The organism is Bacillus sp. RB3 (assembly GCF_030164735.1).
GTDB classification, from domain to species: Bacteria; Bacillota; Bacilli; order Bacillales; family Bacillaceae_G; genus Bacillus_A; species Bacillus_A cereus.
The window spans coordinates 504,498-524,494 of record NZ_JASNGE010000001.1 but is presented as its reverse complement, the minus strand read 5'-3'; the positions used below and the strand labels follow the sequence as shown (position 1 = coordinate 524,494).

Below are 19,997 nucleotides of genomic sequence, written 5' to 3'. Positions count from 1 at the left end.
CCCCCTAATAAACAAAAGAAGAACCTTCACAAGATTCTTCTTTTCAAAATGAACGAGTTCTCTCTAGAAACCCAAATTATTTTCTTCAATGTAAATTTGATATTCTTCCACTTCTTCTTCACTTAACTTCTTATTATTTTCATATACCTCTTGCCACTCGAAATAATCTTCATCGAAATAAACAGCAAATTTAATTTTCACGTTTTTCTTCTCTGTATAATCATAACCAGTAAACTCTACTACGTCATAATCTTTTTCTTTCTTAACAAACTTCCAAGTTGGATTATCAGTCATAATCTCTAAAATAACCCCTTCACCACTTGAACGAACAACGTTTTTAATATTCGGTTCAGTTGGTAAAAAGGACAGCCCGAGCGCAGCTAACCCAAACACAATCCCGACTATAACCTGTAAACCAATCATACCAGCAATACTCACGCCACCCTTTGATTGTAAGAAATACGCCTTCTCATGATCAGACGAATCTTCTCCCTTACGAAAAACACGAACAGCATGCTTGTAATATAAACGGTTTCCTTGCCATCCAGTAAATATCATCATTCCTAATTGAAGAGCTAAATTAAATGTTACATAAATCCCATCTGGAATATCTATAAAAGGGGGTATAACTATACTAGGTATAGCCAATAACGCAAATATAATAAATAACTTATACATTTTTCGATAAGCTAACCAAAAAGTTGGGAAGAAAAAGGCTACCCAATTCCATGTATTCCCTTGCGCTGGATTTTCTACTTTCCCCCACTTAAAGTCATAATAAGCTGTATTCTTTTGAACAACTTTATGTAATTCTTGTGGAGAAATCGTTTCTTGTAAAACAGTGTCCTTCACGTGCATCATCCTTTTCTTATTTCTATATACATTTATTGTATATGCACAAAATGAAGGAATCTAACAAAAAGTACACATATTTCATAAAAATGAACGGAAATCGAATATATTCCGACAATTATCCGTTTCTTATTTCATTTTACTTTTAAATATATTAAAATAATCATGTATCATATATTTAATACACTAAGTTAATTATTTTATATATTCACTAAAAAGGATGCATCAAAATCATTTTTATACATCTTTTTTAGTGAATATATACTACATTCCCTCCCTCTTAATCACATTGAAATACTATTTTATTTCTCGCACATTCCCCTTCACTTTCTCAATAATATCTTCTATACGCTCCGCTATACATTCCGGCTCCCATTCTCCCTCACCGTGCATAGCTGTATAAACTGGACAGTTCTCATCATTACTATCTACAAAAATCGGGTCTCCAAGATATGAATCTATCCCTATTACAATCCATCCTTCTTTCCAATCTCCTTCTTCATTCCCGACTAAGCTTTGTCCTTCTTCATCAAAACTATAACCAAGTTGCCTTTCTTCTATTTCTTCACTATTAAACAATTCTATCGTCATAGGTTCAGATTCATACTCTAGCTCAATTTCATTATCATCAGCACGATCTACATGTGCTAAAAGTTGTTTAATTTTATTATGGTTAATCAAGATATCTTCTCCATTCTATCTTTTAAAAATCTAATTTTATTCATAATGAGCTGCCGCAAGTAACATTTGAGCAATAAACTTCCATGAAATATTTTCTGGAAACTTCTCTCCTTGATTTATATAAACCGATTCACAAGAACCTAACCAACTATTTAATGCCTCTAAATAAGTCTCTACCTCTACATTCTCCCATTCATCTCTATTCACTTTAAAATCCTTTTGGAGGTATACAAGAAATTTTAATAAATCTTCTTTAGAATTTACGTGATCGAGGTATTCATACACATCCATACTCCGTCCCTCCCTCTATTGCATGTTATCTAAACTAACTATAATATATGACATAAGATTCTTAAAACTATTATTTGAGGTGATCGAATATGAAGAGTACAATTTGGGCAGACGATGACTATTTAAAACTAGCACCCATTAACGATGAACTAATCAAAAAAGCAGAAGAAGTACTGAACGTAAAGCTTCCAGAATCATATATAAACCTTCTAAAAGAACAAAATGGGGGAACTCTTCGTCTCGATGTTCACCCTACTTCAAAGCCAAATTCTTGGGCAGACGATCACGTTAATGTATCTGGTTTATATAGTATTTCTTTTGATGAAAATGAATCTAGTATTTTAGAGAGCCACTATTTAATTCGAGAATGGGAAATGCCTGAGAATATCATACTTTTATCTGGTGATGGACATACATGGATTGCATTAGACTATCGAAATGTAGCTGAAAATCCTCCAGTTATATTTATCGATAATGAGTTTGAGGAAATTATTGAATTAGCACCTAACTTTGAAAGTTTCTTACAAAACTTAACTACTTATGAATATGACGAAGAATAAACCTGGCTCTAAAAAGGAGCAAGATTTTATTACAAATTTACACGCCACTTTAAAACCACTCGGCTTTAAGAAAAAAAGACATACATTTTTCAAAACTGAAAACGGATTTTATAAGCTCATTAACATACAAAAAAGCCAGTTTGGAGATGACTTTTATATAAATATAGGAGTCCACCCTATCGGTCTCCCGCAGCTTATTACGCACCAATTACAAATAAAAGAAAACATTTCAATATTCGATTGCATTCTACAAACGAGAATAGAGCCTATACATATCAAACAGAACCAGCTATTGCATAATGTTTCACATGAAACTATCAACATTCCGAATTACCTTTCTACTATTTTCGACTGGTTTCAAACATGGACATCTTATGAAAATTTAGTGGAAATAAATATACATTCCATTACTCCGGTACTAGCTGTCGTTCCAATATTAGAAGAAAAAGCGTTTCTACTTCTTACCTGTTTTTCTTTCTACAAATTAAAACAGTACGAACAAGCTAATCGCTACTTACAGCAATATTTACATTGCACCGTGCATCTGAATACTAAGGAAAAAGAGCCCATATTCTTTCACGAAGTTGATATGTATATGAAAAAACTAGTAGAAAGTGCAATGTAATTTCACATTGTTCTTTCTACTAGTCCTTTATCACAATTTTATATCCTATCCTACAACTCCCAAGTAATATTCATTTCTGCAAATGACTCCTTACTAGCTTCCAATCCTTCGCTATCTTCCGTTCCAATCATTACTACTTCTTCTTTAGACAACTTAATTTCCTCATTTGGCCTTTGGATTTTTTTCTCATACACGAGTTGTAAAAGCTCTATTTGTTCCTCTGTCAGTTCATACTCTTCTTCCAGTCTTTCCATTGCTGATTCTGTATCAAGTAATGGAATTTCTAATAAGAATCCACCGTGCTCTTCCATCTCTTCAAATGAATCAATTGAATACGCACCACTATCCTCAATCCAAAATGCAGTTGTAATAAAAGGAACTGTTTCGCCTTCTACTTCTTCTAATACGTATTGAAGTGCTTCTTCTTTGGCAATATCTATTACTTCCGAAGGTGCCCCTTCAAAATAACTTTTCGCATCAATCCACTCATCCATTCTCTCACTATTCACATCTTGAAGACATACAATCGTGTAATTCGGATGAAACGTAATTGCCCCTTGTCCGCCTTGGCTATCTTGCATACTATAGTTAAATCCATCCCATGAACTTTCATGTGAGAAATCTGGACAATGCGCTACATTAATTGCATGGGCAATCGAATTTAAAACGCATCCTTTCCATAATTGTTCTCTATCTATATGTAATTTATATTTACTCATCATCTTCCCCCATGCACATATTTTTTTCTATTATCTTTCCTCTACACAATACTTGTAAATACTTTTCTATCTACTACAAAATAAAAAAGACAATACACCCCACTGTATTGTCCATTTTCTTCCCTACCATTTCTCTCTACACATCTCAATTAAATGCAGTAAGTACCTCTTCGTCATATCTGCCCTTCTCCACCTTGAGAGCATTCGCTTTTCTTTTGGGTTCTGCCGTATTCTCGCTACTTCTTTTAATAAAAGCTCCCATTCTTCCGCTGAACGTTCTGACAAGTATTGCAAGCCTCTATCTTTTGAAACGATTGTTTTATGATCTAGTGTATATAAAATACGTCCCATCGTAACGACAGCTGATTCTACCCACTCTTCTATAAAAAATAAATATGGCTTCTTCGCCTTTTCACTCCAGTACTGTTCTACGTTGTATTTCATCGTATTTACTACATCATTCCATTGTATTTGCAGCGGAAGATCTTCTGCTTCTTTTCCGGTAACTGTAATGCCTTGATTTTTCAACGTCCACCATGTGACCGCATTAATGTCCCAATGACCAACATTAGCTTTACCATCTGCACAATACACGTACTCGTTCATTTCATCATTGTATTTCCCTAAGTCAGCAAGCGGAATATACATACCGTCCATTCTTTTACCTAGCATATTATCACTAAGTTTCTTATGTAGTTCCACAAGCTGCTGTTTTTCAGCTTCATTCACGGAATCATTTATCACTGTAACAAAATCAACATCGCTCGTTTCCTTATGAAATGCACCTAGTGCGATGGATCCGTAAATATATACCCCGACTATTTTTTCATCCAAAAAAATTTCTTTTAATTCTACTGTGTACCGCTCCATTAACTGCTCTACTTCCGTTGGTAACGCATGCTTCACTCCATTTTTCATATCTATCCCTCCAATAAAAAAAGCCTTTGCAAATTCGCAAAGACTTCTTGTTTTATAAATATTTCTCGATTTCTTCGTAAACATCCTTCAAACGAGGATTTCCTTCTCCAACAATTTCTCCATTTACAAGAACGACCGGATAAAATAAATCTTCTTCCACTACGCGCTCTGCGAATGCTTTTTTATCCGCATCTTCTTGTTCTTCTTGGAAATCAATATACTCGAAATTAAATTTATTTTCTTGTCCTTCATATTTACGACCAATTGCCGCTTGTAACCACTCAAACGTTTCTGTTGAAGATGGCATTCCAACGCAGCTCGCACAAATTACTTTCGTCCCATACACTTGAACATTAACCATTTCTTCTCCCCCACTTCTTGTCCCAACAGTATATTCAGATGTCTTATTACATAAGCACATCATTTTACAAACTTATTCCATACCCCTATACTGAAAAAACACGATACAAAATTTCGACAATAAAACAAGAAGAGAAAAAATAGATTTTCCCCTCTATCTTGATTATAATAAAACTGATGAAAGGAGTCGATAAAAATGGAAAACCCACATATGCAAGAACAAGTATTAGAAGTATTAGATAAATTACGTCCATTCTTACTTCGCGATGGCGGAGACGTTGAATTAGTAGACATTGAAGAAGGTATCGTAAAACTACGCCTTATGGGTGCATGCGGAAGCTGCCCAAGTTCTACAATCACACTAAAAGCTGGTATCGAGCGCGCGTTACTTGAAGAAGTACCAGGCGTTATCGAAGTAGAACAAGTATTTTAATTAAAAGCGGAAGCGGCTCGTTCAAAGTCACTTGCTAAAAGGAGACCAAATTTGGTCTCCTTTTTTTATTCAAATCACATTTATCCGTTAACATCATAAAACAAAATTGGAAATCCCTCTCAAAAAATGCGATAATTAATACTATATAGTGAATCGTTCACACATATAAAGTAAAAAACATAGGGGGGACGACAGATGCCAAAAATGGGGAACACTTTTTTAACAATTCAAGAACTAGAAAAGAAAAAAGAATATTTATTAGGCCTTTCATCCGTTATACCAACATGGAGTACAAGCTATCAATTTTTATTTAAAGAAATCCAGCAAGAATTATTGGGTAAAGTAAATGAAAAACTCGAAGGGCATCAATTCGTTTTAAATATATGTGCAGATCAGCAGGTAGGGGCATAATGTATTACATAAAATTGTGGTATAAAAAAGAGACCTCCATCGGTCTCTTTTTTATACTTTTAAGATAGCCAATCTAATTTTCTAATCCCAAGCTTATCTACTGGTAAACGAAGCGAGCCATAAAAATGCTTCATAAATTGCTCTGAGCGGTTCACATCGTGTAAAATGGCTTCTAAGCGATCTCTATATATGCTTTTTTGTTCTTCGTTTCCAGTTTGGTAATATCGTTCGACCGTTTCAAAATAGTGAAGCGGGAACAGGAGCCTTGCAAATAATAAGCGCCAGCCAAATGAGGATAGCGAATAATTCCGTTCATAATCTGTAACAAATTGAACGATTGTTTGCTCCCAGTCTTTCTTTTTTTCTATCGTCATATGGCGGATCCATTCTGCAATATCACGACTCGGGTGATCATACACCCAATCAAAAGGGAGTTTGAGCCGCTTCGTTTGATGCCATAATAAAGGTGTGAATCGTTCTTGGCAAATTGTTGCTGCATCCGTTAGTTGCGGCGTATCATCCATTTCTGTATCGACAACATATTGAATGGCATTTTCTGCAACTCCTAAGTAATACGGGAAGGATTCAATAAACAATTGATCGAATACATCTGAAGGGTGGTTCATCACTTGTGATTGCCAAAACTTTTCTAATTGATCGAGCCTTTTTTCCCATAACGCTTTCCATTCACCAATTCGGCTTAATTGCTCAATTTCTTCTGGAAAGAATGCACCTCGTTTATGGAATATAGAAAGCTCACTTCCTAATGACATAGCATGTCGTTCTAACGTGCGCATACCTTTTAATAAGCAATAATTTTGTTCTTCTATCTCACTTACATAGTAGCCGTGTATAGTCGGAACGAAAGTCGCTACAGTTATATCCCCTTGCTGGTTCATATAATCACTGAGCTTTTTCATCTCTACAAGTACTTCTTCCTCCATTTCTCCAATTGGAACAAGTACATAAATTTTGTTGCGAATCCAAAAGCTTTTATAGGGGCCAAGGGGGATTAATTCTTTAACATGCATGTGATAATGCTCATAAATATGCTGAATCATCGCAGTCGCCACCTATGGTTTTTCTTTATATATATGAGCTTGTGCTCGCCTTTCATTCCTATGCACATGATAAAGCAACGAAACGTATACAAATACTAAAAAGAAAAAAAGGTGATAAACATGAAAGAATCAAATCAACTACAAGAAAGAGCATTAAAACTATTACAAGAACGCGGTGTAACAATTGACGATATTGCTGAACTTGTTCATTTTCTTCAAAAAAAATATCATCCAAATTTAGAGATGTCAGAATGCCGTTACAATGTAGAACGTGTACTATCAAAACGTGAAGTACAAAACGCACTGATTACTGGTATCGAGCTTGATGTCCTTGCTGAAAAGGGAATGCTAAGTGAACCGTTACAAGATATTGTAAAACGTGACGAAGGCTTATACGGAATTGATGAAGTTATCGCACTTTCTATCGTGAATGTGTACGGCTCTATCGGTTTCACAAACTTTGGATATATTGATAAATTAAAACCTGGTATTTTAGAATACTTAAATGATAAATCAACTGGAAAGGTGCATACATTCCTTGATGATATCGTTGGCGGAATCGCTGCCGCTGCTTCAAGCCGTTTAGCGCACCGAGCTGAGCACTCAGAATAATAGTGTTTTCTAGGCCGTCAGGTTCATGCTGACGGTCTTTCATATTCCATCAGCATAAATTCTCTTCCGCGACTCAAAAAAATAGGCCCTTGCTTAAATCCGATATTTTTATATAACGTAATCGCTCTTGTATTAAATGTCGCTACGCTTAATTGAAACATTTTTGCATTAAACTCTTTCGTGGCAAACGCTATTCCAGCTTGGAAGAATTCTTTCCCCATTCCTTTCCCGGTTAACGCCGGCTTCATGCCAAGTCCGATATCAATCACATCTTCTCCACCATATAAATGAGCATCTCTTCCACCTGGTACTTGTGCATTTGCTCCAAAACAAAAATAACCGATGAAGTCTCCTTGATCATCACAACAGCCATAATACGTTCCATCTAATAGCTCTTCCATTACTTCTTTCTCGCCTGAAAAACTATATAAATTATATGGTTCCTCGTACGTCCAAGTATTTATCTCATTTGCTTCTTCCTCTGTTAATTTATGTATATCCACTTTCTCTTTCCCCCTATTATATTTCTATTAACAATATTCGATATTCATCTTATAATTCATCTTTCTCAATATATTTTTTTAATTTCTTGCTTCATTTTTATGGAAGATTTTTCTTATTATGTTACGATTAAACAGAATCATTATAAATAAGGTGGTGACAATTTGAATTACTTTTCTTATCTCTCCTCAGAAGAACGGCAAAATTTTTTCTATAAAGAACCTCTTAATTTTTCAAAAAATATAGGAAAAGAACAACTAGCTTACGCACTAGGCGCTACACTATATACTCCTGGCACGAAAGAAACGATTGCGGAAGATATAATTAGAAGGAAACATGTGGATGCTATCTCAATTATTCTTTGTCTAGAGGACGCTATAAGCGATGAGGAAGTAAAACTTGCAGAGCAAAACATCGTCGTTCAAATACAGCAAATCGCTAACTTAGTCAGTGCCAACATACTAAATCAAGCAGACATCCCACTCCTTTTTATTAGAGTTCGACAGCCAAGTCAAATGAAGAAAATTGTTACTGAATTAGGTAGTGCCGTTCATTGTTTATGTGGTTTTGTCTTTCCAAAATTCACACCGATTAACGGAAAGACTTATATCGATCAGCTTGCATATATAAACGAGTTATACTCATTATCGTTATATGGCATGCCGATTTTAGAATCACCCGAAATTATGTATAAGGAAACACGGGCAGAATCATTATTACAAATAAAGGATTTACTAGATTCTTATCACGATTACATCTTAAATGTACGTATTGGTGCTACTGATTTTTCAAGTATATTTAGTATTCGGCGTAATAAATACACACCTATCTATCATATTACTGTTGTCCGTGATTGTATTTCAGACATTATTAACGTTTTCTCAAGGGCAACAAATGAATATATTATTTCAGGATGTGTATGGGAATATTTTTCTAATGATTATGAAGAAGGGCTTATTCAAGAGGTATCACTTGACCATGCAAATGGCTTAATCGGAAAGACAGTTATTCACCCATCTCATATTAAAGTTGTACAGGCAATGCACATTGTCACAATGGAAGATTATTTAGATGCGAGATTAATTTTACAAAATGCAGATACGTATAATGGAGTGCTAAAAAGCAGTTTTTCTAACAAAATGAATGAAGTAAAACCTCATTATGGGTGGGCTCGCAAAACCATTTTAAAATCTAATATTTACGGGGTGCTACATGAAAACAAACAATTCACCGATCTCCTTATTACAAACGCAAAGCAACACGTATAACGTTTTAAATAATATACAAGTTCATGTAGAAGTACGTGATAATCCATATAATTTAGCGCTAGACAATCTTTTTCAAATGGCTGCGAGAATAAATAAGAAACGTAGTTTTTTATTTGTGAGTACAATCCTTGGAAAGCATCTTCCTATTAAACCTGCAGTCTCTCTATCAAGTGGAGTTGCTCTCGCTGCAAGATATATGGAAATACTACATAATATTTCTCATCCATTTCAAAAAGAAATTTTAAATCTCATTTCATTAGAAATTGATGAAATCCCAGAGGAAGTATTTCGTTATCAATATCCTCTGCAAGAAGAAGTTTTGTTCATCGGATTCGCTGAAACAGCGACATCACTTGGTCATTCTATGTTTCAATGCTTTCAAAATGCAAAGTATGTACATACAACTAGGGAATCGATACCCCACCTAGAATCTGTCATTACATTTGAGGAAGAACATTCTCATGCAACATCACACCGTTGTTATGTAGATGAAAGCTTTTTTCAAAACAACAATCCAATTGTTCTCGTAGATGATGAGATGACAACAGGAAAAACAGCATTAAATATTATTAGATCTATTCAAAATAAATTCCCACGAGAAGAATATATAATTGCTTCTTTGTTAGACTGGCGTTCTCATACTAATAGAAAACAATTTAAACAATTAGAAGAAGAACTTCAAATTAAGGTTCATGTTATTTCTTTATTAGAAGGCAGTATTCATACAACTGGCCAACCATTAAATATTGCAAAAAAAGAGATTCAAATTGAAGAAACAAAACCTGATTTCAAAAAACATACCCTTACCTGCCTAAAATCACCCTATACATCAAATTATATAAAATATACTGGGCGATTTGGCATTTCAGCATATGAACAAAAGCACATTCATTCTTTCGCCCAAGAAGCAGGAAAAACTTTAAAAAGAGAAAGAATGGGAAAACGAACACTCTGTCTCGGAACGGGTGAATTTATGTATATCCCAATGAAAATTGCTGCTGAAATGGGTGAAAATATTTTATATCAATCTACAACAAGAAGCCCTATCCATCCTGTTTCAAATGATGTGAACTATGCCATTCATAATCATTTCTCATATCCAAGTCCTGAAGATTCTACTATTACAAATTACTTTTATAATATTTCACCTCATGATTACGATGAAGTATTTGTTTTCATTGAGCGTGATTTAGGAGAAGAAGCCCTGTTTCCTCTTCTACAGCAGTTACAAACAGTTATTCCTTTTATTCATATCGTCTCATTTTCAAATAGCATAGAAAAGGAAGGTTGATAATTATGGTAAAAGTAAATTCTCATATTAGTAGTTACAATCCAAATGATGCTATTTTTCTATTAAAAGATATTAGTGATTTAATGAAAGAAAGTTCCACGGAAACTAGAGAACAAGCAATTCAAGCTGGCACACATTATTCCGAAATGTTACCAATGGAATATAAACCCTCTAAAGCGTATATGGATTTATTCTTTTCTTCCCTGCAACAATACAAACACAAACTAGCCATCGCTGTTGGAGTTGTCGCCGAACAGATTATACAAACTAAAGGAACTAACCTTGTCCTCGTTTCATTAGCTCGTGCTGGTACACCTATTGGCATTCTTATCAAACGCTACATACGCTATCAATACAACCTTGATGTACCTCACTACTGTATTTCTATTGTTCGCGGACGCGGTATTGATGAAAATGCACTCCATTATATTTTGGAACATCACCCTAAAGAAACAATTCAATTCATTGATGGGTGGACTGGAAAAGGTGCAATAAAAAAAGAATTAGAATATGCAGTACACACATTTAACGAACGAAATAATACACACATTTCTCATTGTATGGCTGTGCTTGCTGATCCCGGTTACTGTACTTCAATTTACGGTACACGTGAAGATTTTCTTATTCCTAGCGCTTGCTTAAATGCAACAGTCTCTGGACTCATTAGCCGCACTGTACTAAATGACACCTATATCGGTCCAAATGATTTTCATGGTGTTAAATATTATAAAGAGCTAGAACAAGAAGACTTATCAAATTTATTCATTGATGAGGTAACAGATTTATTCCCTTCTGTTCATTCTCATATAGATAATCAATTACGTTATATTACTTCAACTTACACTGATCCCTCTTGGCAAGGATTAAAAGATATACAGTCTATCCAAAATCACTTTGAAATTGACGATATTAACTTAATCAAACCAGGAGTGGGCGAAACAACTCGTGTATTACTCCGGAGAATACCGTGGAAGATTTTAATACGTAAGCAAAACAATCCCGATTTAAAGCATATTTTACTTCTTGCTAAAGAAAAGAATGTCCCTATTGAAATCTATGAGAATATGGCTTATTCATGTTGCGGGCTCATTAAGCCTCTTAAGAGGGAAACGATATGATTTTCGCCAGTGATCTTGATCAGACGCTTATTTATTCCCGGAAATCGTTTCGTGCCCCTATAGAAGATGAATCAATTCAACTCATTGAAACTTTAGATGGGAAAGAAATTTCTTTCATATCACATAAAACCATTTCACTACTAAAAAAATTGCAACTGCACTCACATTTCATCCCAGTTACAACAAGAACTATTGAGCAGTTTCAGCGTATTTCTTTATTCCAAGACGAAATCATTCCCGAATACGTCATTACAAGTAACGGCGGTAATATCCTTCATAACGGTAAACAAGATGGTACTTGGAACAGGATAGTAAAAGAAAGACTATCGTTTGAATGTATAGAGGGAAACGACATACTAAAGGAATTTGGACAAATAGCTCATAAAGATTGGGTTATATCACAAAAAACAGCTGATGATCTATTCCATTATTGCATTATTAAACGGGAGAACATTCCTTATGATGAATTATCATCCTTCACTTCCTGGTTAGACAAACAAGGCTGGAATCATTCACTTCAAGGTAGAAAGCTATACTTTGTACCAAAACCAATTAACAAATGGGACGCCGTGCAATATATAAAAGAAATTTTGCAAATAGATACGATTATTACAGCTGGGGATTCTTTACTTGATTTATGCATGCTTGAAAAGGCGAACCATGCCTTTGCACCACTTCATGGTGAGTTAGGGGCAATGCATGATAACTTACAACCTCATATTTTAAAAACAGACGCAATCGGCATATATGCCGCAGAAGAAATCGTAAATAAATCACTTCAAATTATTTACAGTTCATTACCTACCTCATGATCATAATATGCACAATTGCATACGCACCACAATTAAACAAATGGTACAATCTATTTGAATCGCTGTTGCTACACTTCTTGATTAAAGAAAAGGCGTTAACACGGAAATTAGCGTCTTATCAACCTCAAGCAATTGGCACATTTTGTCATCTTAAAAGACACTCCACGAGTGTCTTTTTTTCTATATCCAACAAGGACTTACTCATTTCAAAGTATAAATACATAAAATAATGTAAATCATTACACGCATGAATCACTTTCTAAAAGTTATAAAGTAGATTCAAAATAAAAAAGCACTCTTAACTAGAGTGCTTTTTACTTTCAAACAAGGAGGCTACATATATGGATAGTACTCTCGTATTTAACTTCGGCATTGGTATTGTCATTATTTTATTTGTCTTTTTTGTACTTTGTATGAGCGGGGTATAAAAAGGCGATTTTCGGGCGTCTTTTTATACATACATATGTATTACTTGACTTCTATAAAGGTAGTAACCATAATAGTTACAGATATACAAATAACTATTCACATATCCACAAATAGGAGGAAGAAAAATGAAACATGTAATCGTTTATGCACACCCGAATACAGAAAGCTTCAACCATGCGATTTTAGAAACGGTAAAAAGTGAATTAGAAGGAAAAGGTCACGAAGTACGCGTTCGCGATCTATACGAATTAAACTTTAATCCAGTATTAGGCGCTTCCGATTTCATCTCATTTTCTAAAGGAAATACACCAGAAGATATTAAAGAAGAACAAGAGCATATCTCTTGGGCTGACAGCATTACATTTATTTATCCAGTTTGGTGGGCGGGACTTCCTGCTATTTTAAAAGGATACGTTGACCGTGTGTTTAGCCATGGATTTGCTTATGCTTACGGTGAAAACGGTATTGAAAAGTTATTAAGCGGTAAAAAAGGATTGTTATTATCTACAATGGGTAATACGAAAGAGGCATACACAGCAGGCGGCATGTTTGATGCAATGAAGAAAACAGCGGGTGTTGGTATTTTTGAATTTACAGGCATTGAAACAATTGAGCATACATTCTATACAAGTGTTCCTTCTGTGGATAACAGTGTGCGTAAGCAATATCTTGAAGAGGTTAAAGACGTTGTGAATCGTGCGTTCTAATAAAATTATATCAGTGATTTTCTAAATATATCAGCGCAACTCATATTATATCAGCGATTTTCTAAATATATCGGCGCAACTCAGATTATATCGGCGATTTTTCAAATATATCGACTTACCGACAAAAATCGACACTAGTCATAACTGAATGTTAGCCCACACCAATCGGGCTGCCCGCAAATATTAGAAAAAAAGCTGTTCCAAAGTTTGGAACAGCTTTCTTCATTACATCTTCTCAATCCACTCCGTCAAGTTATGCACAACTTGCGTTGGTTGTACTTCGTATTCTGTTAACTTCTCCACAGTTGTGACTCCAGTGTGGACAAGAAGGGTATGCATGCCAGCATTTATTCCTGCTAAAATGTCTGTATCGTAGTTATCCCCAACCATTAATGCTTCATTTTTTTCTATGCCAAGTACTTTTAAAGCTTGTTCCATAATGATTGATTCTGGTTTTCCGATAAAGATTGGATCCACACCTGTTGATACTGCTACAACTGATGTTAATGAACCATTACCTGGTAATAATCCTCGCTCAGTTGGGATGGCAATATCCCCATTTGTAGAAATAAACGTCGCGCCATTACGCACAGCAAGACACGCTTTTGCTAACTTTTCATATGTGATGTCACGATCTAAACCAACAACAACGAAATCAGGATTTTCATCCACAAGTTCAAATCCTTTTTCCACAAGTGCATCGTGTAAGCCTTCTTCACCAATCATATATACAGTTGCGTCTTGTTTACGTTCATAAATGAAGTTCGCAGTCGCCATACTCGTTGTGAATACTTGCTCTGCTTTCGCTGGAATATCGAAACGAACAAGTTTTTCTGCCACTTGTTCTGGTTTACGCGTTGAGTTATTCGTAACGAATAAATAAGGAATGCCGCGCTCTCCTAATGCTTTTACGAAGTCGCTTGCCTCTTCAATTTGTTCTTCTCCGCGATACATCGTACCGTCTAAGTCAATTAAGTAACCTTTATACATTGATTATGTCTCTCCTTCTATGCTAACGTTCTCACCTTATCATACCACTCTTATATTACCCGCTTTTTCCAAAGAAAAAAACGCTTTACCTAAAAGCGCCCCATAACGTTCATTTTTTCTCTTTTACTTGGTAAGAACAACTACAATCGCCCTCACACATATTTGCTAACGTCTTTACATCTGCTCCTGCAAATAAACGCTTATACATCTCTTTTTCATCTTCACATACTTGCGGGAATCTCTCTGCAATTTCCTTTAACGGACAGTTTTGTTTTTCAATTACGAAAGAATTCTCTCCATCTCTCTTTATTTGAACCATATAACCGTTTTTCTCTTGCATAGCTGCTATCTCTTGCACTTTATATGCTAAATTCTTTTGATTACTCACTCTCTTTTGTAACTGTTCTTCCATTCGCTTCGTTCTCTCTTTTAAAACGTAACGAAGTATTTTTTCATCACCCATTCGAGCTAAATCTTCTAGCATATCAATCGCAAATTGCTTATACTCTTTCGGGAATGTATCTTCTCCCTTTTCACTTAATCCATACAAATAAGTTGGTCTTCCGACATGTTGCCTTACCATCTTAGAATAAATGAGTCCGTCTTTCTCAAGATTACTTAAATGTCTTCGGATCGCCATTTCTGTAATCTCTAAAACGTCAGCTAGTTCAGCTACCGTGTGCTCTCCCTTTACTTTCAACAATTGTACAATTTCGTCTTTCGTCGTACGTGCTTCCCCCATACTTCACCCTTCTCCCTTTTCTTTCTCACATACAATATAAGATCCCCAAAAGGCATTCTCTGGGGATCTTATAAGCATAATTATTCTGGTACAAATGCAGATACAGGTCCTAATTCCTTTTCTAAATAACTGCGAATATTTGCTGGGTATTTCTCTACCACTGCAATATGTTTTTGAATCGTCTTATATAATTCATCATGATTCATTTGAATATAGTCTTGCGTAAGCATTTTTCGAAGAAGGATAATTTCTTTCATCCCTTGTCCATCTTCTTCACTTATCACTCGCTCGTCCATTAAAATATCAATAATATCTTCATAGCTTCCTGGATCGCGCATAATAAATCCATCAATCATCGCATTCCCGGCATCTAATACACAATCAATAATAAGATGGGCTATGCGCTCTAATGCGTAAAATTCAAACTCGGTTTCATATATCTTTTTCTCTTGAAATGTACTTGTTGCTCGTTCTAAACATACTAGCATTTGTTCTATTTTCTTTCTGTCTACAAAATACATGAATGTCACCTACCTGGAAATTAAAGCATTTACATTTTAATTGTAACGCTTTCTTCTGAAAAAATCGACAATTTTTCGAATTCACCTTTTCTCCGTTATTTGTTATAGTTATATTTGTATGATTTTTGAAATTGGAGGAATGGAATCTTGGAACGTGAACTCGCACTAGAAATTGTCCGTGTAACAGAAGCAGCAGCCTTAGCATCCGCACAGTGGATGGGCCGCGGAAAGAAAAATGAAGCAGATGATGCAGCAACTACAGCAATGCGTGATATGTTCGATTCAGTAAACATGGCAGGTACAGTTGTAATTGGTGAAGGAGAACTTGATGAAGCACCGATGTTGTATATTGGTGAAGAACTAGGAACAGGTAACGGTCCAGAAGTAGACATCGCCGTTGATCCATTAGAAGGTACAAACATCGTTGCAAAAGGTCTTGCAAATGCAATGGCAGTTATTGCAATCGCAGACAAAGGGAACCTTCTTCATGCTCCTGATATGTACATGGAAAAAATCGCGGTTGGTCCAAAAGCAGCTGGTAAAATTAGCTTAGATGATCCAATTGAAAAAACAATTGAAATTGTAGCAGAAGCTAACAATAAAAAGATTCGCGATCTAACAGTTATCGTTCAAGAACGTGAACGTCATCAAGATATTATTGACCGTGTTCGTGCAAAGGGTGCACGCGTAAAATTATTTGGTGACGGTGATGTTGGTGCGTCAATCGCAACAGCACTACCTGGAACGGGTATCGACTTATTCGTAGGTATTGGCGGAGCTCCAGAAGGTGTTATTTCTGCAGCAGCATTAAAATGCCTTGAAGGTGAAATGCAAGCTCGTTTAGTTCCAATGAACGAAGAAGAAGAAGCTCGTTGTCGTGAAATGGGATTAGAAGATCCTCGTCAACTTCTTATGTTAGATGACTTAGTATCTGGGGATGATGCAATCTTCTCAGCAACTGGTGTATCTGCTGGTGAGTTATTAGACGGTGTTAAATTCCTTGGTGGAGATTTAGCTGAAACATACTCTATCGTAATGCGTTACAAAACAAGAACAGTACGATTCATTAAAACGCATCACCATTTAGATCATAAACCACACTTAAACTTAGATATTTAATAAAGGAGCCATGTGTATGGAAGAACGTTTCTTTCTGTACGACGATACTGTCGCTACAAAAACTCGTTTCGTTAGCTTTATGGGAGAAAATGAGCGTCACGATTTAGCGCTATTATACTCCGATCGTCATTACGGTAAAACAATTGTCCTTGATATGCAACGCAATAAATTTGCAATCATCGGTGCTGACGATTTAAACGAACCAGGCTACTTAGAGCACGCATTTTCTATGACTGAAGAAATTGCAGAAGAACTACGCTCATTTTTATTTGAACTTATATAATTTATCGTATGCACCAGCTATTTTAGCTGGTGTTTTTTCATTGCAAGTATTTTTAATTTTCAAACTAATATGTTATAATTAAGAATAAATCTATTTGGATAGAAAGGACGTTATCTACGTATGCCAACATTTACTTTGTAATGGACCAGCAATTGGATAGCATTACTCTCAAAAAAGCACCACGCTTTTTCAAGGGAGTAGTCTGCCCATTCCCATTACAAAGGAACGTAACGCATCTGTAGTATGATGTTTACGGAGGTTCCTAAGGGAACCTCCTTTTATTTTTGTCTTTTTCTCATGTCTTCATACTACAAGACATCCAAATAGCTGTATTACGTTTCTTTGCCACTACTATAAGAGGTGAAGAAAAATGCAGAAAGTACAACTTTCTTGGAGTTTATATGAAAATGAGCAAAACACAATCGAAAAGTATTGTAAAAATTGCAGACGCACTACCTTATTTACTGACACGAATATTCGTAGGCATAACGCCAACGGAAAAAACATATACCGCTTTGCCATTTATAAATGTCCGAAAGATCATACGTGGAATCAAAAACTGCGTATTTATAAATCATTTACTGATCACGTTGAAACAGTCGATATGACGCAGCAAGATCAAGCCGAAACAATTACTACTATTTCCATTATGCAACATAAAGAAAACGGCATAGCTAAAATCACGATCGTATTAGACATCGTTTTCGGTTCCCACCGCATCGATAAAGCCTTATCCACATATATTTCCGACTGGAGCCGTACACTCATTGTGGATAAAATTAAAAATGGGGATATTCAATTGAATGGACAACAAATGAAGCCAAATACAATACTATCTCAAGGAGATTATATCTCGATTTGTTTATAATGCAAAAAATCCTCTTACAATCGTAAGAGGATTTTTTTATTTCTTCACTTTTCGCAATACGAAGTGTGCACAACCGAAGTTACAGTACTCGTATAAATACTCCGTTAACGTACTAATTTTCGTATCATATGTCGCACGCTGGTTACTATCATCAAAGAATCCGCGCAATCTAAGTTGCTCATATCCCCAGTCTCCAACGATATAATCATATTTATTTAAAATTTCTGCATAGCGCTCTTTAAATGCTTCTTCACTAAAACCGTCACGAAAGTTTTTAATTACTTCGTACTGAACATTATTAATGCTCACCGTAGCATGAATCTCTTGCTTTTGCTCCATCATTAACTTCCTCTCTAAGCATTCTTCTTTTTATCGTATCACAAAGCATAACAACCAACAATTTCAAATACAAAAAATTGCAAATTAGTACATGCTATGGAGAAGGAGGTGATACATCGTGAAAAAACAAATTTTACTTTCCCTTCTCACTATTTCCTTATTTGCAGGCTGCCAATCAGCGAACAAAGCTGAAATGGAACGTGAAGAAGGAAGCCGTGTTCTTGTTTCCAATAAAAATGACATGTATCATACGGAAAATACAAATACACGGCTCACAAGGGTCGGCTATTCATCTAAACAAAAGCATGAAGTATCTAACAAACAAGTAGGAGCCATTAACCGTGAGAAAGTTGCTGAAATGATTACAAGTATGACAGTCAAACTTCCTGACGTTACAAACGCCGCTACGCTCGTTACCGATGATGAAGTATTTGTTGTATACCGTGCAAACACAACGGATCCAAAACTCGTAGCAGATCAAGTATATAGAGCTGCTTTGTCCATCGTCCCTCGCTATTATAAAGCATATGTATCAACAGACCAAAAGTTGATTTCCCAAATTCAAGGTCTTCAATCTGGCGCATTAAATGATACAGAATATACGCAAAGCCTCGATATGCTAAAACGTGAAATGAGTAAAAATCCTCATTTGAACAATACGGGAGATCAGACTTTGAATGATATGATTAAAAAGTAAAACAGGTGGAGAAAATCTCCACCTGTTTTACTTTTTATTTTTTATTACGATTCGCATAAACCTCCATCGCATCACACATAAATTGCGCTAACCCCTCACCAAACTTATCGATATTTTTCGTGAAGCGCTCATCAGCGACGTACATTTGACCGAGTCCTTTAAAAGCATCTAATGAATATGCACCGAAGTTTTGCAAGTAATCGTACCACACTCCAATTGCTTCTTGTGCCTCTTTAGAATCTGGTGCTCCGTGTCTAAGCGCTGCTAAATTTCTATAAATAGCATTAAACTCCTCTTGGTTCTCTTTTGACATACCTTTTGCATATTCGTTCGCTTTATCTACAGCTGCATCTCCCCATTTTTCACGTGCTTCTTCTTCATATGGGTTATGGCTGAAATCGAATCCTTCAAATTTCTCTTTGTTCGTCATTTCAATCTCTCCTTTTGTATGCTGAATTGTTTTATCAATCGTCGCAATCACTTTATCTAATCTAGCACGCTTTTCAAGAAGCATTTTCTTATGAAGCTGTAGTGCCTCTTCGCGATCAAATGATGGACTCATGATAATCTCTTTAATCTTTTTCAAAGGGAAGCCTAGTTCTTTAAAAAACAAAATTTGCTGCAATGTCTCTAAATTTTCATTGGAATACAGACGATATCCAGACTCTGTCGTCTCGTCCGGGGTTAACAACCCAATTTCATCGTAATGATGCAGTGTGCGCACACTAATTCCAACTAAATCAGCTACTTCTTTTACTCTCATTGTCATTTGTATCTCCCCCTTAGTAC

At 35.6% G+C, this 19,997-nt stretch carries 27 protein-coding genes; 14 read left to right on the top strand and 13 right to left on the bottom strand.

Translation table 11 applies throughout. The annotated features are described in order from the left end of the window. Nucleotides 1-63: 63 nt before the first annotated feature. From QO049_RS02575 to QO049_RS02565, 3 genes are all read right to left on the bottom strand, one after another. Entirely contained in the window at nt 64-852 is a 789-nt protein-coding gene (locus QO049_RS02575) for a DUF2628 domain-containing protein (protein WP_246961510.1), read from the bottom strand. A gap of 297 nt (nt 853-1,149) precedes the next feature. After that, entirely contained in the window at nt 1,150-1,533 is a 384-nt protein-coding gene (locus QO049_RS02570; protein WP_246961512.1) for a hypothetical protein, read from the bottom strand. A gap of 36 nt (nt 1,534-1,569) precedes the next feature. Further along, a complete protein-coding gene (locus tag QO049_RS02565; RefSeq protein WP_000383681.1) occupies nt 1,570-1,824 on the bottom strand; it encodes a DUF7660 family protein in 255 nt (84 codons plus the stop codon). An 89-nt stretch (nt 1,825-1,913) separates the two neighbouring features. On the opposite strand from QO049_RS02565, the gene QO049_RS02560 reads away from it, so the two are divergent. Together QO049_RS02560 and QO049_RS02555 are read left to right on the top strand one after the other, a co-directional pair. Beyond that, nucleotides 1,914-2,384 carry an SMI1/KNR4 family protein gene (locus QO049_RS02560; protein WP_246961514.1) on the top strand — a complete coding sequence of 157 codons (471 nt, stop codon included), beginning with the start codon at nt 1,914-1,916 and terminating at the stop codon, nt 2,382-2,384. After that, on the top strand, nt 2,371-3,009 hold the full coding sequence (locus QO049_RS02555) for a DUF4304 domain-containing protein (protein ID WP_246963098.1): 639 nt from the start codon (nt 2,371-2,373) through the stop codon (nt 3,007-3,009). The genes QO049_RS02560 and QO049_RS02555 overlap by 14 nt, the downstream gene beginning before the upstream one ends. 50 nt (nt 3,010-3,059) lie before the next feature. On the opposite strand, the gene QO049_RS02550 is transcribed toward QO049_RS02555, so the two are convergent. From QO049_RS02550 to QO049_RS02540, 3 genes are all read right to left on the bottom strand, one after another. After that, nucleotides 3,060-3,728: a hypothetical protein gene (locus QO049_RS02550; protein ID WP_284489109.1), complete on the bottom strand. Its 669-nt coding sequence runs from the start codon at nt 3,726-3,728 to the stop codon at nt 3,060-3,062. Between the two features lie 123 nt (nt 3,729-3,851). Further along, nucleotides 3,852-4,646, bottom strand: coding sequence for a nucleotidyltransferase domain-containing protein (locus tag QO049_RS02545; RefSeq protein WP_001986998.1), 795 nt, complete (start codon nt 4,644-4,646; stop codon nt 3,852-3,854). A 52-nt stretch (nt 4,647-4,698) separates the two neighbouring features. Further along, complete coding sequence (locus QO049_RS02540; RefSeq protein ID WP_000248588.1) at nt 4,699-5,007, bottom strand: YuzD family protein; 309 nt, start codon at nt 5,005-5,007, stop codon at nt 4,699-4,701. A 195-nt stretch (nt 5,008-5,202) separates the two neighbouring features. Between QO049_RS02540 and QO049_RS02535 the strand changes: the two genes are divergently transcribed. After that, entirely contained in the window at nt 5,203-5,439 is a 237-nt protein-coding gene (locus tag QO049_RS02535; RefSeq protein WP_000431159.1) for a NifU family protein, read from the top strand. A gap of 195 nt (nt 5,440-5,634) precedes the next feature. Continuing rightward, nucleotides 5,635-5,850: a carbonic anhydrase gene (locus QO049_RS02530; protein ID WP_246961516.1), complete on the top strand. Its 216-nt coding sequence runs from the start codon at nt 5,635-5,637 to the stop codon at nt 5,848-5,850. A 59-nt stretch (nt 5,851-5,909) separates the two neighbouring features. Here the strand turns inward: QO049_RS02530 and yutH are convergent, their stop codons facing one another. Further along, on the bottom strand, nt 5,910-6,911 hold the full coding sequence (yutH, locus tag QO049_RS02525; RefSeq protein WP_000614218.1) for a spore coat putative kinase YutH: 1,002 nt from the start codon (nt 6,909-6,911) through the stop codon (nt 5,910-5,912). Nucleotides 6,912-7,031: 120 nt separating this feature from the next. Between yutH and QO049_RS02520 the strand changes: the two genes are divergently transcribed. Then, nucleotides 7,032-7,523, top strand: coding sequence for a phosphatidylglycerophosphatase A family protein (locus QO049_RS02520; RefSeq protein ID WP_000665094.1), 492 nt, complete (start codon nt 7,032-7,034; stop codon nt 7,521-7,523). A 23-nt stretch (nt 7,524-7,546) separates the two neighbouring features. Here the strand turns inward: QO049_RS02520 and QO049_RS02515 are convergent, their stop codons facing one another. Then, the gene (locus QO049_RS02515; RefSeq protein ID WP_246961518.1) at nt 7,547-8,026 is read right to left on the bottom strand and encodes a GNAT family N-acetyltransferase; all 480 of its coding nucleotides are present in this window, start codon (nt 8,024-8,026) and stop codon (nt 7,547-7,549) included. A 162-nt stretch (nt 8,027-8,188) separates the two neighbouring features. Between QO049_RS02515 and QO049_RS02510 the strand changes: the two genes are divergently transcribed. The 5 genes from QO049_RS02510 to QO049_RS02490 all read left to right on the top strand — a co-directional run bounded on the left by QO049_RS02510 (nt 8,189) and on the right by QO049_RS02490 (nt 13,649). Then, nucleotides 8,189-9,292 carry an HpcH/HpaI aldolase/citrate lyase family protein gene (locus QO049_RS02510; protein WP_246961520.1) on the top strand — a complete coding sequence of 368 codons (1,104 nt, stop codon included), beginning with the start codon at nt 8,189-8,191 and terminating at the stop codon, nt 9,290-9,292. Then, complete coding sequence (locus tag QO049_RS02505; RefSeq protein ID WP_098508558.1) at nt 9,237-10,583, top strand: phosphoribosyltransferase family protein; 1,347 nt, start codon at nt 9,237-9,239, stop codon at nt 10,581-10,583. The genes QO049_RS02510 and QO049_RS02505 overlap by 56 nt, the downstream gene beginning before the upstream one ends. Before the next feature lie 5 nt (nt 10,584-10,588). Then, nucleotides 10,589-11,701 (top strand): cysteine protease StiP family protein, encoded by a 1,113-nt coding sequence (locus QO049_RS02500; RefSeq protein ID WP_074618681.1) that lies wholly within the window; start codon nt 10,589-10,591, stop codon nt 11,699-11,701. Next, entirely contained in the window at nt 11,698-12,513 is an 816-nt protein-coding gene (locus QO049_RS02495) for an HAD family hydrolase (RefSeq protein WP_246961522.1), read from the top strand. The genes QO049_RS02500 and QO049_RS02495 overlap by 4 nt, the downstream gene beginning before the upstream one ends. A 554-nt stretch (nt 12,514-13,067) precedes the next feature. After that, nucleotides 13,068-13,649 (top strand): NAD(P)H-dependent oxidoreductase, encoded by a 582-nt coding sequence (locus QO049_RS02490; RefSeq protein WP_246961524.1) that lies wholly within the window; start codon nt 13,068-13,070, stop codon nt 13,647-13,649. 225 nt (nt 13,650-13,874) lie between these two features. Here QO049_RS02490 and QO049_RS02485 read toward each other — a convergent pair whose 3' ends face one another. The 3 genes from QO049_RS02485 to QO049_RS02475 all read right to left on the bottom strand — a co-directional run bounded on the left by QO049_RS02485 (nt 13,875) and on the right by QO049_RS02475 (nt 15,902). Continuing rightward, nucleotides 13,875-14,639 (bottom strand): TIGR01457 family HAD-type hydrolase, encoded by a 765-nt coding sequence (locus tag QO049_RS02485; protein ID WP_000276467.1) that lies wholly within the window; start codon nt 14,637-14,639, stop codon nt 13,875-13,877. A 109-nt stretch (nt 14,640-14,748) separates the two neighbouring features. Then, on the bottom strand, nt 14,749-15,381 hold the full coding sequence (locus QO049_RS02480) for a helix-turn-helix transcriptional regulator (RefSeq protein WP_000503346.1): 633 nt from the start codon (nt 15,379-15,381) through the stop codon (nt 14,749-14,751). 80 nt (nt 15,382-15,461) lie between these two features. Further along, nucleotides 15,462-15,902 carry a DUF86 domain-containing protein gene (locus QO049_RS02475; protein WP_000273999.1) on the bottom strand — a complete coding sequence of 147 codons (441 nt, stop codon included), beginning with the start codon at nt 15,900-15,902 and terminating at the stop codon, nt 15,462-15,464. Between the two features lie 147 nt (nt 15,903-16,049). Here QO049_RS02475 and glpX point away from each other — a divergent pair, with 147 nt between their 5' ends. The 3 genes from glpX to QO049_RS02460 all read left to right on the top strand — a co-directional run bounded on the left by glpX (nt 16,050) and on the right by QO049_RS02460 (nt 18,172). Beyond that, entirely contained in the window at nt 16,050-17,021 is a 972-nt protein-coding gene (gene glpX, locus QO049_RS02470) for a class II fructose-bisphosphatase (protein WP_000439090.1), read from the top strand. A gap of 16 nt (nt 17,022-17,037) precedes the next feature. Next, nucleotides 17,038-17,304, top strand: a complete 267-nt coding sequence (locus QO049_RS02465) for a DUF3055 domain-containing protein (RefSeq protein ID WP_000392606.1) — start codon at nt 17,038-17,040, stop codon at nt 17,302-17,304. 370 nt (nt 17,305-17,674) lie between these two features. Further along, the gene (locus QO049_RS02460) at nt 17,675-18,172 is read left to right on the top strand and encodes a cytoplasmic protein (protein ID WP_246961526.1); all 498 of its coding nucleotides are present in this window, start codon (nt 17,675-17,677) and stop codon (nt 18,170-18,172) included. A gap of 36 nt (nt 18,173-18,208) precedes the next feature. Here QO049_RS02460 and QO049_RS02455 read toward each other — a convergent pair whose 3' ends face one another. Then, the gene (locus QO049_RS02455; RefSeq protein ID WP_000435943.1) at nt 18,209-18,511 is read right to left on the bottom strand and encodes a YutD family protein; all 303 of its coding nucleotides are present in this window, start codon (nt 18,509-18,511) and stop codon (nt 18,209-18,211) included. A 118-nt stretch (nt 18,512-18,629) separates the two neighbouring features. Between QO049_RS02455 and QO049_RS02450 the strand changes: the two genes are divergently transcribed. Then, entirely contained in the window at nt 18,630-19,208 is a 579-nt protein-coding gene (locus QO049_RS02450) for a YhcN/YlaJ family sporulation lipoprotein (protein ID WP_000744128.1), read from the top strand. Nucleotides 19,209-19,242: 34 nt separating this feature from the next. On the opposite strand, the gene QO049_RS02445 is transcribed toward QO049_RS02450, so the two are convergent. After that, nucleotides 19,243-19,977 (bottom strand): MerR family transcriptional regulator, encoded by a 735-nt coding sequence (locus QO049_RS02445; RefSeq protein WP_113710568.1) that lies wholly within the window; start codon nt 19,975-19,977, stop codon nt 19,243-19,245. Nucleotides 19,978-19,997 lie beyond the last annotated feature (20 nt).